At 58.8% G+C, this 14,657-nt stretch carries 14 protein-coding genes; 6 read left to right on the forward strand and 8 right to left on the reverse strand.

The window, feature by feature from the left end:
- Positions 1 to 20: 20 nt before the first annotated feature.
- Complete coding sequence (locus IPP95_08225; GenBank protein QQS71188.1) at positions 21 to 821, forward strand: hypothetical protein; 801 nt, start codon at positions 21 to 23, stop codon at positions 819 to 821.
- Here the strand turns inward: IPP95_08225 and IPP95_08230 are convergent.
- From IPP95_08230 to IPP95_08240, 3 genes are read right to left on the reverse strand one after another with little or no spacing between them, the layout of a single operon-like run.
- The gene (locus IPP95_08230; GenBank protein ID QQS71189.1) at positions 818 to 1,936 is read right to left on the reverse strand and encodes an AMP-binding protein; all 1,119 of its coding nucleotides are present in this window, start codon (positions 1,934 to 1,936) and stop codon (positions 818 to 820) included. The two genes, IPP95_08225 and IPP95_08230, sit on opposite strands and share 4 nt — an antisense overlap.
- Complete coding sequence (locus IPP95_08235; GenBank protein ID QQS71190.1) at positions 1,933 to 2,988, reverse strand: o-succinylbenzoate synthase; 1,056 nt, start codon at positions 2,986 to 2,988, stop codon at positions 1,933 to 1,935. The genes IPP95_08230 and IPP95_08235 overlap by 4 nt, the downstream gene beginning before the upstream one ends.
- Before the next feature lie 56 nt (positions 2,989 to 3,044).
- Positions 3,045 to 3,938 carry a 1,4-dihydroxy-2-naphthoate polyprenyltransferase gene (locus tag IPP95_08240; GenBank protein ID QQS71191.1) on the reverse strand — a complete coding sequence of 298 codons (894 nt, stop codon included), beginning with the start codon at positions 3,936 to 3,938 and terminating at the stop codon, positions 3,045 to 3,047.
- A 115-nt stretch (positions 3,939 to 4,053) separates the two neighbouring features.
- Here IPP95_08240 and IPP95_08245 point away from each other — a divergent pair, with 115 nt between their 5' ends.
- Positions 4,054 to 4,272, forward strand: coding sequence for a hypothetical protein (locus tag IPP95_08245; protein ID QQS71192.1), 219 nt, complete (start codon positions 4,054 to 4,056; stop codon positions 4,270 to 4,272).
- A complete protein-coding gene (locus IPP95_08250; GenBank protein ID QQS71193.1) occupies positions 4,257 to 4,634 on the forward strand; it encodes a PIN domain-containing protein in 378 nt (125 codons plus the stop codon). Before IPP95_08245 ends, IPP95_08250 begins: the two co-directional genes overlap by 16 nt.
- Before the next feature lie 67 nt (positions 4,635 to 4,701).
- Here IPP95_08250 and menB read toward each other — a convergent pair whose 3' ends face one another.
- The 4 genes from menB to IPP95_08270 form a co-directional block, all read right to left on the reverse strand.
- Positions 4,702 to 5,520, reverse strand: coding sequence for a 1,4-dihydroxy-2-naphthoyl-CoA synthase (gene menB, locus IPP95_08255; GenBank protein QQS71194.1), 819 nt, complete (start codon positions 5,518 to 5,520; stop codon positions 4,702 to 4,704).
- A gap of 148 nt (positions 5,521 to 5,668) precedes the next feature.
- Positions 5,669 to 7,348 (reverse strand): 2-succinyl-5-enolpyruvyl-6-hydroxy-3-cyclohexene-1-carboxylic-acid synthase, encoded by a 1,680-nt coding sequence (menD, locus tag IPP95_08260; protein QQS71195.1) that lies wholly within the window; start codon positions 7,346 to 7,348, stop codon positions 5,669 to 5,671.
- A gap of 3 nt (positions 7,349 to 7,351) precedes the next feature.
- Positions 7,352 to 8,461 carry a chorismate-binding protein gene (locus tag IPP95_08265; GenBank protein ID QQS71196.1) on the reverse strand — a complete coding sequence of 370 codons (1,110 nt, stop codon included), beginning with the start codon at positions 8,459 to 8,461 and terminating at the stop codon, positions 7,352 to 7,354.
- Positions 8,458 to 8,877 (reverse strand): hotdog fold thioesterase, encoded by a 420-nt coding sequence (locus IPP95_08270; protein ID QQS71197.1) that lies wholly within the window; start codon positions 8,875 to 8,877, stop codon positions 8,458 to 8,460. The genes IPP95_08265 and IPP95_08270 overlap by 4 nt, the downstream gene beginning before the upstream one ends.
- Positions 8,878 to 8,913: 36 nt before the next feature.
- Between IPP95_08270 and IPP95_08275 the strand changes: the two genes are divergently transcribed.
- Positions 8,914 to 9,612, forward strand: a complete 699-nt coding sequence (locus IPP95_08275; protein QQS71198.1) for a response regulator transcription factor — start codon at positions 8,914 to 8,916, stop codon at positions 9,610 to 9,612.
- A gap of 166 nt (positions 9,613 to 9,778) precedes the next feature.
- Here the strand turns inward: IPP95_08275 and IPP95_08280 are convergent, their stop codons facing one another.
- On the reverse strand, positions 9,779 to 12,529 hold the full coding sequence (locus tag IPP95_08280; GenBank protein ID QQS71199.1) for a PD-(D/E)XK nuclease family protein: 2,751 nt from the start codon (positions 12,527 to 12,529) through the stop codon (positions 9,779 to 9,781).
- Positions 12,530 to 12,698: 169 nt separating this feature from the next.
- Between IPP95_08280 and IPP95_08285 the strand changes: the two genes are divergently transcribed.
- Both IPP95_08285 and IPP95_08290 read left to right on the forward strand, forming a co-directional pair.
- Complete coding sequence (locus IPP95_08285) at positions 12,699 to 12,944, forward strand: hypothetical protein (protein ID QQS71200.1); 246 nt, start codon at positions 12,699 to 12,701, stop codon at positions 12,942 to 12,944.
- Positions 12,945 to 13,130: 186 nt separating this feature from the next.
- Positions 13,131 to 14,549 carry a T9SS type A sorting domain-containing protein gene (locus IPP95_08290; protein QQS71201.1) on the forward strand — a complete coding sequence of 473 codons (1,419 nt, stop codon included), beginning with the start codon at positions 13,131 to 13,133 and terminating at the stop codon, positions 14,547 to 14,549.
- Positions 14,550 to 14,657: the final 108 nt, after the last annotated feature.

The raw sequence follows: 14,657 nt of genomic DNA on the forward strand, positions 1-14,657 counted from the left end.
CCACCAACCCACACACCTTGATGTATTCGATCGAATTCAGTTCACGAAAAGCGGCCCGTCTATTATTCACGGTGCTGGGCATTCTTGTGGTGCTTCATTTGACCGTGGCCTTCTGCCATTTGGTGTTGCACTGGAAGGTGGCAGCCTTGACCCAGCTCGTGGATCTGGACTTGGAGTCGAACGTGCCCACATTCTTCAACGCCCTTCTCTTTTTCATCGCGGCGGCCTTGTTCTATATGCATGGGAATGCCGCATTGCCCAAGATGAGAATGGGCTGGTATGTGATGACCGGCGTATTTGTTTTCCTCGGTTTCGATGAGGGTTCGCAGATCCATGAGAAATTCATGTTGTTCACTCTCCGTCTGCTCAATAATGGCAAACAGACCGGCGGCGACCTTGGTTGGTTCTACTATGCCTGGGTGATCCCGTATGGCTTGGCCGTGATCGGCCTCGGACTGGTCCTGTCCCGCTGGCTCTTCGGGCTCCGACCAGCGGTGCGGAGGAGCCTCATCCTAAGTGGCGCGGTCTATGTTTTCGGGGCCGTGTTCATGGAAATGGCGGGGGCCAAACTGGTGCGGACATTGCCCTTCCAAGATGCATCGCTTTTCCCGTGGATACCTTGTGAGGTCTATGAGGACCCCACCAGCTGCTGGATGTACATGAATGTGCGTTATATCTCCCTTTATACCTTGGAGGAAACGCTCGAAATGACGGGCTTGATCCTCTGCATCCACTATCTGTTAAAGGCCTTCGAAACAAACCGCATGAAGGTTTCCGTTCTTCTGTCACCACGGGACGAAGGAAATAGCGCTTCAGATTAGGGCACCAAGCGCCTCACGACCTTACCGGAACCCGTTCGCAGAAAAGATCGCAACGCCGTCACCCGGCGGGGAAGCTCATGTTCCGATAGTACGCTGAAAAGTGCCTGCAACACCTCATCCAGCACTTCTTCCGAGCCCCGTTCCGTCTCCAATACCAAAGCCACGGCCTCGCCCAAGCGTTCGTCCGGACAGGCCATGAAGAAGTGTGGCCAAGGGATCACCCCGGCGGTCTTCGCCTCCAACTGTTCCGGATAGATCTTCTTGCCTCCGCTGAGGATCACGTTGTCGATACGGCCTAACCAACGGAGGTGCGTGTCGTCGATCAAGTCCACCAGGTCGTTGGTGACATGCTCCTTTGTAATCAAATGCGGTGTGCGGACCACGAGGCAGCCGCGTTCATCCATGCCAAAGGTCACGCGTCCGATGGCGGTGTAGCGATCGCTCCTCTCCTTTCCGTTCAACTTCCGCAAAGCCACGTGCGTCACCGTCTCGGTGCTTCCATACCCTTGGTATACAGCGGTCTTCAAGCCTTGCAGATCTTCTTCCAACGCAGCGCTTACCGGCCCACCGCCAAGGAGGATGGTGTCGAATTGCCTTTCAACGCGGGCATGGTCCTCTTGAATGGCGCGGTGCAGTTGCAGTGGCACCATCGCTGTAAAGCGGAAGCGGTCCTTGATATCGCCGAGATTGCCCAGCACGCTGCCGCGCGGGTCCATCACATGCAGGTCGAGGCCAAGGGCCATCGCACGCACGAACATCATCTTACCGGCGATGTAGGCGCAGGGAAGGCACAACAAGGCGCGGTCTCCTTCCTTCAGGTCGAACGCTTCGGCCGTGAGACGTGCGCTGTGTACCAGATCACGGCGTGGGATGCGCATGGCCTTCGGCGTACCTGTAGTACCACTGGTACTTGCGCTGATGGACTTACCGCCCAACAAGATGAGTTCCAAGACCAAATGGTAGACCTCGTCCTTCCACGTTTCCGCCTTGCGCCGTTTGTTATTCAATTGATCGAAATACTTGTACACGCCGAGATGCTCCAACTGCTTCCCGTCCAATGTCAACGATCCGAACGCGTCTTTGATGGTCCTCGTGTGCTTTCTACGGGCGGTCATAGGGCGAGCCGTTCAAGATCCCAGGCCACTTCGGGAAGGTAGCGCAACTCGCCGCCTTTCACGGTCAACGGGGACGGGATATTGTCCGCGTAGACGCTGCCCGTGCCCAAGCCTTGTGGAACGGTCACGCCCAAAGTGGCTGTCCATTGCGCGATGGCGTTCAGTCCGATGCTGCTTTCCAGCGCCGAGGTGATCCACCAGCCGATGCTGCGTTCCTGCGCGAGGTCGATCCATTCCTGCGCTGCGGCCCATCCGCCCACCATGCTTGGCTTGATGACGATGTGTTGGGGCTTCACATGGTCCAACAGGTCTTTCTTGGCCTCGGTCGTATTCATGCCGATGAGGTCCTCGTCCAACGCGATCGGCAGCGGACTGCTCGCGCACAGCTCGGCCATCACTTCGTACAGCCCGGAAGGCACCGGTTGCTCGATGCTTTCCACTTCCAATTCCGCGAGGCGCTCCAGCACGGGCATCACCGTGCTGTTGGTGAACGCGCCATTCGCATCCACGCGTAAGGTCAGTTCCTTCGCACTGAACTCGCGGCGCACATCGGTCAGCAATCCCAATTCTTCATCGATGCCGATCGCGCCGATCTTCATCTTCATGCAGCGGTTGCCGCCGTCGATCTGCGCCTTGAACCGTTCGCGCATCGTGTCCTTGTCGCCCATCCACACCAGGCCATTGATCGGGATGCCCGCGCGCCCCAATGTGAACTCGGACGGAAACAGCACTTTGCTACCGCTCACTTGCAGGTCGCGCAGGCATTGCTCCACGGCGAAGCGCACGCTGGGCACATGGACAAGATCATCGTGCAAGCGTTGCTCCCAGTTGGACGTATCCGCGCAGAGCTCCAACAACTTGGTGCGCACATCCGCCGGGAATTCCTTGCTGTGGCCGGGGAAGAGCGCCGCTTCACCAATGCCGCGCACTTGCGGACGGTCCGTGTCCCATGCGATCAGGTACCAAACCGTGCGCACGTTGATCACACCCTTGCTAGTACCCAGCGGAAAGCGCGGGGTGAGGGTGAGTTCGTTCCAAGTAGCTTGGATCATAATAGTTGGCTGCGGCGGCGATGAGACGCGGAGCAACGAGGTTCTCCGGGTTGCTCCTATGCTGCCAAGACCAACCCCAAAGAAAAGAGCAATGCGGTTACGAGCGTCGTTAGGGCAAGGATCTTCATATGTGGATCCAATGCCCGTGGCTCCTTGTTCTTCAGCACGAAGCGCAAGTGGCGGTCCAGCGCGATGAAGGAGATGACGAACAGGTACTGCCACCACGTGTGGAAATGCGTGGCGTTGAAGAGCACCAAGCAGGCAAAACCGATCAGAACCAAGGCCGCATGATATCCCTTCGCGCGTTCCGCACCCATCCGCACGGCCAACGTTCGCTTTCCGTTGGCCGCATCTCCATGGATGTCGCGCATGTTGTTGAGGTTGAGCATAGCGGTGGACAATAGCCCGATGCCGAATGCCGGCAGGAGGACCGACGGCGCAAATGATCCCGTGTGCAGGTAGAAGGTACCGACCACGCCCACGATGCCGAAGAAGAGCAGCACGCTGATATCACCGAAGCCCGCATAGCCGTACGGATTGCTGCCGAAGGTGTACTTCACCGCCGCACCGATGGCCAGCAGGCCGATCAATAAAAAAACCAGTGTTGTGACCGAAAGTCCCAAGGCTATAACGATCAACGCGATACCTGAAACGAATGCCAGCAGCCCGCAGATCCACATGGCTCGTTTCATGGCAGCAGTGGAGATCGCACCGCTTTGCACCGCGCGCTGCGGGCCTACGCGCACCTCGTTGTCGGTGCCGTGCAGGTGATCCCCGAGGTCGTTCGCCAAATTGCTCAGCACCTGCAACAACACCGCAGTGACCAGCGCAAGAGCGAACACCGGCCAGCGGAAAGCGTGATGGAATGCGGCCAACGCACTGCCCGTGATGATGCTGCTCATTGCCAAGGGCAAGGTTCGCAAGCGGAAGGCGTGGAGCCAGTACTTCATCGCTTATACCCTTTCAATTTGGAAGGAATGGCCGAAAGCTACATGGTAGGCTGTAATTCGATCGAAGTCATGATCGTCCGTTATTACGTAACTTCACATTCCAATACGTGATTCCATGACAGTCAAGCTCACCCTTTCCGTTCCGCCGAAGTTCAAGCGGACCGCAACGATGCTCAGCCGACGGCGCAAGAAGAGCATTTCCGCCCTCTTTGTGGAATTGCTCGAACGAGAGGCCGAAAAGGACAAGGACCAATATGCCGAGATCCGGGGCATTTGGAAGGATCGCGACATCACTGCCGAAGAGATCCGCGAGCGCGCATGGAAACGGTCCTGATCGACACCAGCATCCTTGTCGGCCTTGCCCGGAATGAAGCAAAAGCTGATGCCGCGCTCTCTCGTGTGAATGATGCCCTCCAAGTGATCTGCGACGTGGTGCTCTCCGAAATGCTGGATGGCGCACGGAACGAGGCTGAGCACGACCGGATCTTTTTGTATCTCAACAAAAATTTCGAGATCCTTCCGTTGACGATGGAAGTGTCCGTCCGCTTTCGGGAAATTCTCAGATCAAAGGGCAAGGACAGAGGCAAGAACCTTGCAGACTACCTCATCGCCGCTATCGCGATCGCACACGATATTCCTCTCCTCACTTTGAACACGAAGCACTTCAAGGGCATCAAGGGGCTACAACTCGCCTAAGCGCAATACAAATTCTTATCGCACCAAGGCTTCTTTGTGCTCTTCGTGTCCTTTGTGGTAGAAATCCTCACGGAAACTTCGGGAACTTCTTGAAATCCGGTTCGCGCTTTTCCATGAAGGCGTTTCGTCCCTCCTGCGCCTCGTCCATCAGATAGTACATCAGCGTGGCGTCGCCGGCGAATTCCATCAATCCGCGTTGGCCGTCGAGCTCGGCGTTGAGGCCGCGCTTGATCATCCGCAGGGCCATCGGGCTGCGCTGCATCATGATCCGGCACCATTCCACCGTGGTGTCCTCCAACTCGGCGAGCGGCACCACCTTGTTCACCATGCCCATGTCCTCGGCCTCCTTGGCGGTGTATTGGTTGCAGAGGAACCAGATCTCGCGGGCCTTCTTCTGGCCGACGTGCCGCGCGAGGTAACTGCTGCCGAAGCCGGCGTCAAAGCTGCCCACCTTCGGGCCGGTCTGCCCGAAGCGCGCATTGTCCGAAGCGATGGTGAGGTCGCACACCACGTGCAGCACATGCCCGCCACCGATGGCATAGCCGTTCACCATGGCCACCACGGGCTTGGGGATCTCGCGGATGCGGCGGTGCATGTCGAGGATGTTCAGGCGCGGCACGCCGTCAGCACCGATGTAGCCGCCGCGCCCCTTCACATTCTGGTCACCGCCGCTACAGAAAGCCTTGTCACCTTCCCCGGTGAGCACCACCACGCCCACCTCGTTCATTTCGCGGCAGATATCCATGGCCTCGAGCATCTCCATGGTGGTCTCCGGGCGGAAGGCGTTGTAGACCTCGGGCCTGTTGATGGTGATCTTGGCGATGCCTGCGAAGAACTCGAAGCGGATGTCGGTGTATTCTTTTATCGGGGTCCAAGTACGGGACATGATTTGTTGGTTTTTCACCACAGAGGCACGGAGGGCACAGAGGGGATGTGAGCTGCCGGGGATCGGTGGTCAGTGAACTTTGAACGGAGGCCTCCGTCGCGGCTACGCCTGACAACGGACAACTGACAACTAACAACTTGACGCACCCTCATGCGGACCGCAGTTGTTCAAAGTACGCACGCAGCACCTTCGGGGAAACAAGCGCATCTGTGGTGATGTATAGCACGGCGGCTTTGTCGTGCGGCTTGTACAGCTCATCGAGCGCGGACTTCAGGGATGCTTCGTCGCTGGCGGAATAGCACGGTAGTCCGAAGCTCTTCACCATTGCTGAAATGTCGCGCTGGTGCGGGGATTCGAACCACGGGAGCAGTGCTGGGTCTCGGTCCGGGCCTTCAATGTAGCGGAAGATGTTGCCACCACCGTTGTCGATCACGATGACCTTCAGCTCCGGGGAAAGGTGGTTGTTCCAAAAAGCGTTGCTGTCGTAGCAGAAGGCCACGTCGCCAGTGATGAGCGTGGTGGGCTTGCCCGTTGCGAAGGCGGCACCCACGGCAGTGCTGGTACAGCCGTCGATGCCGCTGGTGCCCCGGTTGCTGAAAAAGCGTTGGCCTCGTGCGCGGTCGAAGAGTTGCGCATAGCGTGCTGCGGTGCTGTTGGCCAAATGAATATCACTGCCTTCAGGAATGCGCCCCAACAGCATTTCGAAGACCATGAGGTCGCAGAAGGGCGTCGCCTTGAGAATGCGCTGATGGACCTCGCGCATCCGTGCATCCACCATGCGCCATGCTTCGCCGTAGAGGCTTTCATTGCCTTTCACCTGGCCCTCCAGTTGTGCGAGGAAGATGTGCGGCTCCACTGCAATGTCGTGCGTGAGGCTTTGATAGGTATCGTGGTATCGCTCCCCGGCGTCGACGTGCCAATGCTGTTCGGGCTTCCATTTCCGCAGCAGTCCCTTGATCCGCTTGCTGACGATGGCGCCACCGAAGGTGATCAGCACATCGGGCTTCAGGTCGGCCTCATTGCTCGCGTTCACGCCTTCGATCGCGCGGTCGATGCAGGTGATGAAGGCGCTGTCATCCAAATTCGAGGTAGCCTCGGTGAGAACTGTGAATTGCGGCAATGCGGCCAGCTGTCGCAATTGGGCCTTCATGCCCTCGCTCCACACGCCCTGACCCACGATCACCATCACCTTCAAGCTGGTGGAGAGCTGTTGGACTCGCCAACCCTTGTCGGGTAACAGGAAGGACCCCACCGGCATGGGCGCGATCAAGCGAGCTTCCTCTTTCACTTCCGTCGTGCCGTACAGCGGCTCATTGAAAGGCACGTTCACCTGCACGGGGCCGGGCACAGGAAGCAGCGTGGCATCGATCGCCTCATTGATCAAGCGCCCGCAATGCCATTGCGAAAGTTCATCCGCGTTCCGTGGAAGTTGCACGCTCTTCTTCAAATGTGGCCCGAGCACATCACGCTGTCGGACGGTCTGTCCTTCACCTTGATCGATCCATTCCTCGGGCCGGTCGGCGGAGATCACGAGCAGGGGGATGCGCTGATAGAACGCTTCGGCGATCGCCGGACCGTAGTTGAGCACCGCGCTTCCGCTGGTGCAGATCAACACCACCGGCTGATGGCTCTGCTGTGCCAAGCCCAAGGCGAAGAAGGCCGCGCTGCGCTCGTCGATCACCTGCAGGCATTGGATCTCAGGTCGTTTGCTGAAGGCGATCACTAATGGTGCATTGCGCGAACCGGGGCTTATTACTGCATGGCGTACGCCTTTCGCGGCACAGAGCCGCGCAAGTTCAGCGGCGGCGAAATGATCGGAGGTGACCATCGCTCAAGTTGCCGCACGTGTGGGTTCAAGCAGGCGCAACCACGTGTCCGCCTTGCGCACGGTCTCCGTCCATTCCATCTCGGGATCGCTACCGGCGGTGATGCCCGCACCCAGATGGAGTTGCACCTTGCCGGAGCGGACCTGCATGCAACGCAGGTTCACGAAAAGCTCGGTGGGACCTTCGGCATTCCACGGGCCCCAAAAGCCGGCGTAAAGCAAACGGTCGTGCCGCTCATGTTCTCCAATGAATGCGCGGGCCGCCTCCGTTGGTGCCCCGCAGACGGCAGGCGTGGGATGCAGTTCGAGCACCAGATCGCCCAGCAGCGTTTCGCCGAGGTCGCCCTCCAGCACGGTGCGCAAATGCGCCACTGGCCCGGCCTGGATCACTTCCGGCCCGCGTACCACGATGTTGCCTACATCCTTCCGGACAAAAGCCCGGTGTACATGGCGTGTCACTTGGTCTTGCTCGTCAAGCTCCTTCGCGCCCCAAGCAGAAATACGTTCGGGCACCTTGTCGCTGGGCCGCGTTGCCGCGATAGCGTCCACGCGCACGTGGTCCTCCTCCTCATGTACCAAGCGTTCCGGCGATGCGCCCATCCATAGCCCGTGTTCAGGAGTGCAGGCCATAGCGACGAAGGTCTCCCCGCTTGCTTCCATGGCACGGGTGAAAAGCTCCGGAAGGAGGTCCGCTTCTAGCTCTGCATCCATCACGCGGGAAAGCACCACTTTGTCGATGCCGCGCGAGGTGCAGGCCTGCTTGGCCGCCGCCACCGCCTGGATAAAGTCCGCCTTGGCCGTGGCCGGGGCCGGTGTTTGCGGTGGCACAGGGCTGCCTTCGCATTCCCCCAGTCGGGAGATGTCCGGATCGATCTCGGGGAACATCAATTCGATGTCCGCACGAATGAAGGGCACGTGTTCACGGTCCAGATTGAACGGTGCGATAAGGAAGACCTGATTGAGTTCCAAGAGCAGCGTTCCGTCGACGGTCTCGAGGTCCGGCGTGCGTTGCGCCCAGATCTGGACCGGCTGACCGGGCGTGCGGAAGGCCGCGAACGTGAGGCGCTCGGCGATACATTGGGCCAAGGCCTTTTTCAGAACCGTATGTTGGCTCATGGCTTTTTGGTGATCACCACATTGGTAAGCCGGCACACGGCAATGAGTTCACCGGCGTCGTTGTGTACGCGGATATCCCAAACATGCGTGGTGCGTCCCTTGTGCAGCAGCGTGCCCGTGGCGGTGACCTGGCCGGAACGCACGCTTTTCAAGTGGTTGGCGTTGACCTCGATGCCCATCACCGCGTACTTCTCACGGTCCACCAACAAGGCCGAGCCCATACTACCTACAGTTTCCGCCAAGGCAGCGGTAGCACCGCCATGCAGGTGGCCCATGGCCTGCACCGTGCGATGGTCTACGGGCATGGTGGCCGCGAAAGTGCCCGGTGCACTGGCGATGAAGGTGATGCCCAGACCGTCCACCATGGTGTTCTTCCTTTTGGAATTGGCCCATGCCAACAGTTCCTCGTCAAACATGCCGCGAAAGTAGCCTTGACCGATCTTTGCGGCACGATGGATGAAGAACGCAAGAAACGCTTGCTCCTGGTGGAGGATGAGGAGACACTCCGTTCCACCTTGCGGATGAACTTCGAGTTGGAAGGCTATGACGTGACCACGGCGGTGCGCGGCGGCGAGGCCTTGGAGCGTATCCGGGGCGCCCGCTTCGACGGCATCGTGCTGGACGTGATGCTGCCGGACGTGGACGGATTCACCATCTGCGAGACCATCCGGTTGGAGGGCGACCGCACGCCGGTGCTCTTTCTTACGGCCCGTACCACCTCTGCGGACCGGGTGCGCGGCCTGCGCGCCGGTGAAGATTTCCTCGGAAAACCCTTCGACCTGCAAGAGCTGCTGCTCCGGGTGGAAAAACTGGTGTCCCGGGCAACGGATACCGGCGCGACCGGCCCCTCACGCTACAGCTTCGGGAGCAATGTGGTGGATTTCGACACGTATGAGATCACTGGGCAACGGGGCCTTCAAAAGCGGATCACGCAACGCGAGATGATGCTCCTTCGCCTGCTCACCGACCGGGCCGGGGAGGTGGTGTCGCGAGAGGAGATCCTACAGAAGGTCTGGGGCTACGATGTCTTCCCCACCACTCGGACGATCGATAATTTCATCGTTTCCTTCCGAAAATATTTTGAAGATAACCCACACAGGCCCAAGCACTTTCGCTCAATCCGGGGGGTGGGTTACTCATTTACGCCATGATCTTTTCAACACGGAGGCAACCCCCTACCACCACAAGCGTCTTATTCCCAGATCCAAGGTTCTTCCTTGATCTGGTTCCTAATCCTTGCAGGTTTACCGCGCAGGGGCCCCATCCGGGCCCCTGTTCGGTTTTTAGGGGGACCGTAGTGACGGCGCAGGCTGGAACTTACGTGTCGCCGGCCAGGCAATACGAGCAGTACTTGCTCTGGGGGTCATGCTCGATCGGTACTGTGGGGTCCATCATCTGCCGGACCGCTTCAGTGAGCAGCTCATCGATCGCGAGCAATGCCTCCCGCGTGACCGTCGTTCCCTCTGGCAGTTGCATCAATAAGGGCTTACTGCTGGCCGCGCGCTGAAGCGGTAAAATTCCGGTCTGCACAGCGGCCACCTCCGGGTGCTCCTGAAGATAGAGCCAGGCATAAACCAGCAACTGCGCGGCATATCGCTTCTTCCCGAGGAGCGCGTCCAGCGTCATTTCCTTTACGGACAGATCGGCGGGATCCACCTTACCGGACTTGAGGTCCAGGATGCGCACCAGGCCGTCCCGTTGATCCACGCGGTCCAAGCGGCCTTTCATCAGCACCGGCGAACCGATCGCCTGAGCGGCCCTACCTAAAGCGTGTGTCAGGCCGACCTCCAGTTCAAGCGGGGTGATCACCGCCCCTTCACCGACGGCATCGGCCTCATTCCGCAGGAAGCGTTGCGCGGCATGCACGGCCATTCGCACTTGCAACAACGGCTGTCCTTGGCCCAGTTGATCCCCCCCCACCTGCTTCTTCAGTTCGGCCACGATCATCGCTTCGATGTCCGTGGCCGCCTGCAACAAGGGCCCGGTCTGTAAAGGCTTTCCCAGCAACGGCCGGTAGACCGCTTCCATGGAAGCGTGCAGCGCATCCCCAAGCACATTTGGGGCGATGCGCACATCGATCTCCTCGCTTTCCTTCAGCTTCAGGACATGCTTAAAATGGAAGTCCAATGGGCAGCGCAGCCAATCGCCCAAGGCGGATGGGGACAATCCTTTCTCCAGCTTCTCCCGCAGGGCCTTCAGCACGGCATCATTCTTCACCACGCTCACGCCGGACGTGTGGACCTCTGGCATAAGGATGCGTGCATCGAAGGCTTCCATCCGCTCTTCCTTTCCCTTGAAAAGCTCATGTTGAAGTTGTAGGATGAAGCGGCTCGGGCCGGTGGGATCGGCGCCTTCGGGCCAGACCAGAACGGTCTCCCGGGCACGCTGCAGCATGCGTAAAAAATTGTAGGCTTGCACCGCTTCGTTGCCATCGCGCAAGGGCATGCCGTGGGCGCGGCGCAGTTCGAAGGGAATGAAGGAGCGCTCAGCCCCTCCCGAAGGCAACGAACCCTCCTGTGCCCCCAGCACGATCACGCGCTCCGGGTCCAATGCACGGGCCTCCAGCATCCCCATTATTTGTACGCCGGCCAAGGGTTCGCCGAAGAGCCCGATGCGGGCCCCGCCCAACAAGCGGTGGAACAGGGCCGAATACGCCTTCAGGTCCAGCTCATGCGCGTACCCGTCCAGCAACAAATGGATGCGGCGCAACACCAGCGAGGCCTGATAGATCTGTTCCGTGGCCAGCTCGTCACCGGCCATGGCGTGCATGGCCCACGAAAGTGCATGTGCGGTGACCACCGGCATCCCGACCCGAACGTCCGTCACTTCGGTGAAGACATTGGCGGCATCCGGAAACAGCCCCGAGCGTTGGAAAGCGTCTTGCATGAACGGTGCGGGAACGAATGCACGATGGGAACTTCTGATCGCAGTTGAGATCTGCGCCACGGCCGCCGCCACGGCGCCTTGCCTCAGGAACGGATGCCCCAGAAAGCGCTCCACATCGGCATGGAAGAAGCCCGCACCTGGGCGCGTGCCGGCATGCAGGCGGTTGAGAGCATCGAGATAAGAACCGATGGGCAGTTGAGCCACCGGCAGTCCCATGGTGATGTTCAGCGGGCCGAGGTCCGGCGGAAGTGCCTCCAACAGGGGCTGCAGCAGGCTTTCATCGGCGAGGACCACGGCGGTTCGGGCGCGGTCCTCGGCACTGGCCTTCTTCAGCAGCTCGGCGGCGCACCATGCCTGGGAAACATCGTTCGGAGCGCGCACGGTTTGCAAGTGAAGATCTCCTTCGGCCAAGTTGTTCCCGATGGGAATGATGCCCGGTCCGAAGGTGCCGATCGCCTTGCGCAGATGCTGTCCAGCCTCCTGTTCCTTCCGATCGAAATAGTAGTGGTCCGCATCCCAGGCCAAACGGGCCGACCCCGTGCTTTGGAAGTGTCGCAGCACGGTTTCTTGTGCGGGTGTCAACGCGTTAAGACCGGCGAACCAGACGGCATTCCATTGGTTCTTCACTTCACTTGCGCTGGCTGCCGCTGTACGTTCGATCAGTCCCGTGGTGCCGGTCATTTGTTCCAGTAGGCGTGCGTTCAGCGCGGCATGGAGCTTACCGACCATGGCCCAGAAACGCACCATACGCTGCTGGCCTTGGCTCAATGGGTTGTCGTTGAAGGTCCATTCGATCTCCTCCCAGGAACGCAGATCACGGTAGTAGCTCTCAAGGGGAACAAGGTGTGCATCGGCCTCGCTGATATCGGCCAAGGTGGTACCGGCCCACTGTAGAAAATCACCGAATGTTTGAGCCTTCTCACCCTCGACCATGCGGTAGGCCTCGTAGCCTTCGAAAAGCAGCTCTTCAGGCGCCAAAGGACGCAGCCCGGACAGCTCCTCCATGAAGGTGCCGATGGTGAAGATCTGCGGGCTCCATAGCGGCTGCCCTGCTTCCTCGCTCACCCATTTCCGCAGGTACAGACCGGCCCGCTGGCTGGGCAGCACCACCGCCACATCGCGCAGCGCAGCGCCATGCTCGGCCAGAAGGGCCTTAGCGACTTGTTGAAGAAATGCGGTCATTGATGGAACGCTGATGATCGCTGATAGTTAAGATGGGCACTGATGATCACGACATCCCCGACCCTGACCTTCCCTCGGTCCATTCCGGTCAAAGGTCTTTGTGTCCTTCGTGTACTTCGCGGTAGAAACTTCTGGTCATCCTCATCGATCTTTGCGCAAAGTAGCCCCCATGGACGAAATCCGCTTTCCCTTGTACCGGCGCTCTTCGAACGGCCTTAACTGGTACCGGATCGACTCGGCTACGGAGTTCACGGAGGTTCAACAAGTGGGCAATCGATATGTGTCCCACCGGGTGAAGGCGATGATCTACCCGGAAAAAGTGCGGGTGATGGAGCTGATCGCGGCGGATGATGGACACGTGGTACTCTGTGATGAGGATGCGTTCGAAAGCGTCCTGGACAGGTCCAAAATGTGACCAAGTCCCGACCGACCTCCCTGATGGCGGACATTCTTCCCCGGCACAGGCAGCGCATTCGATGCCCCGGACGTCCTTACATTGAACCCGTAACCATCGGGCCGATCATTCATGGCTTATAACCCACCTTCTTGCTGGTTGCGTGCTTGGGGCAGTTGTGCCGCGATGACCCTAAACATTTGCCTTTTGGCCCAATCCGGCTATTTCGAACCGTTCAACAGCCACTCGCGCAAAGCCTATGTCGCTTCCAATAGTCCAGATCGGATCTACAGCTTGACTTTCGATTCCACGTCGGTGGTCGGAACGGATTCGGTGTATTGGCATTTTGGCCAATTGAATGAGGGTTCCTTGAATATTTCCCTGGATTGTCCGGGTTGGGGGCCTCCGTACTGCTTTCCCACCGACCTTCCCGAATGGTCCGGCAGCTTGTTCCGGAACAACGGGCACGGCAACTATGACCTGCGGAATTCAGCTGGGGATACGCTCCATTTCCATTTTGCGTTGGGGCCGGGTGATACCAGTGCCTTTTTTCAGGACCAGAGCCAACGTTTTGCGATCGTCCTGGAATCCTTGGACACTGCGACCGTGCTTGGCATCCAGGATTCCGTGCGCACTTATCGGATCATGCACACCGACCTTTCGGGTACTGTCATTCCCTCGTTGCTGAACGACCAGCCCCTATGCATTGGCAAGGTTCTCGGACTCGTCAATTTCTTTCAGATCGACTTGTTCCCTGAGGTGCTTCGTCCATTGGAAATGATAGGCAACAAGAACCCTGATGCGGGTTTCCACCAGATCACCGATGCCATGTTGTACGACTTTCACCCGGGGGATGTGGTGCAGACGCGTTCCAGCTTTTATCAGCCGGGCGGTCCGCCGTTTAACAATTACGACGTGTACGCCACGACTTTTTATTTGGCCCGTACGGACACTCCCGACTCCGTGATCTATGCCGTGGATCTGGAATCATTCAGCGCTATCACTGGCGCTCATTCCACCGGTTCCTCCATCAGGAAGTACAGCAAGAACCATGTGCTTTGGGAGATCCCCTTCGAGCGCTTCAGCAACGGATACCACCACAACCTCCATTTGGCTGATCATTGTGGTCTGGCACTTTGGACCATGGAGTACTCGCCTGCTCTTTATCTGGCCTATTGTGCAGAAGGAAATTGCTGGGGCTCGTTTGACTCCAACGGCCCCCTACCGGATGAACACCATGTGGAGGTGCTCGGACTCGGCACGTACCTGTCCAGTTCCATACTGAGCTACCCTCAGCCCAGCGGTTTCAGTTCGACCCATTCCATCCCCTACTTTATGAAGAACGGTGTGGAATGCGGCACGGAACATACCGTAGGGATCGACGAACTGGAAACTCCGCCGACGATGCTGATTTTTCCAAACCCCGGACAAACAACGGTACAGATCCGATCGCTGCAACCGCTCGTGCGGCTACGTCTGTTCAGCAGTGTAGGAACTATGGCATTGGACCTGATCCCTGCTGCTGATGGCCTCCTGGATATCAGCGGCTTGGCCTCTGGAACCTACTTGATGGACGCATCCTTGATCGGTGGCGGCAAGGCACACCGCGTGTTCATCAAGGAGTAGAGGTGGCTCCTTTTCAGGAGCCGGGCTTAGGCGTATTCTCGATCGGGATCGATCCATTCAGATTGCCTGACTTTGACAACCGGGGCAACCTGAAACCCTATCTTGGGG

Source organism: Flavobacteriales bacterium (assembly GCA_016700415.1).
GTDB lineage: Bacteria > Bacteroidota > Bacteroidia > Flavobacteriales_F > PHOS-HE28 > PHOS-HE28.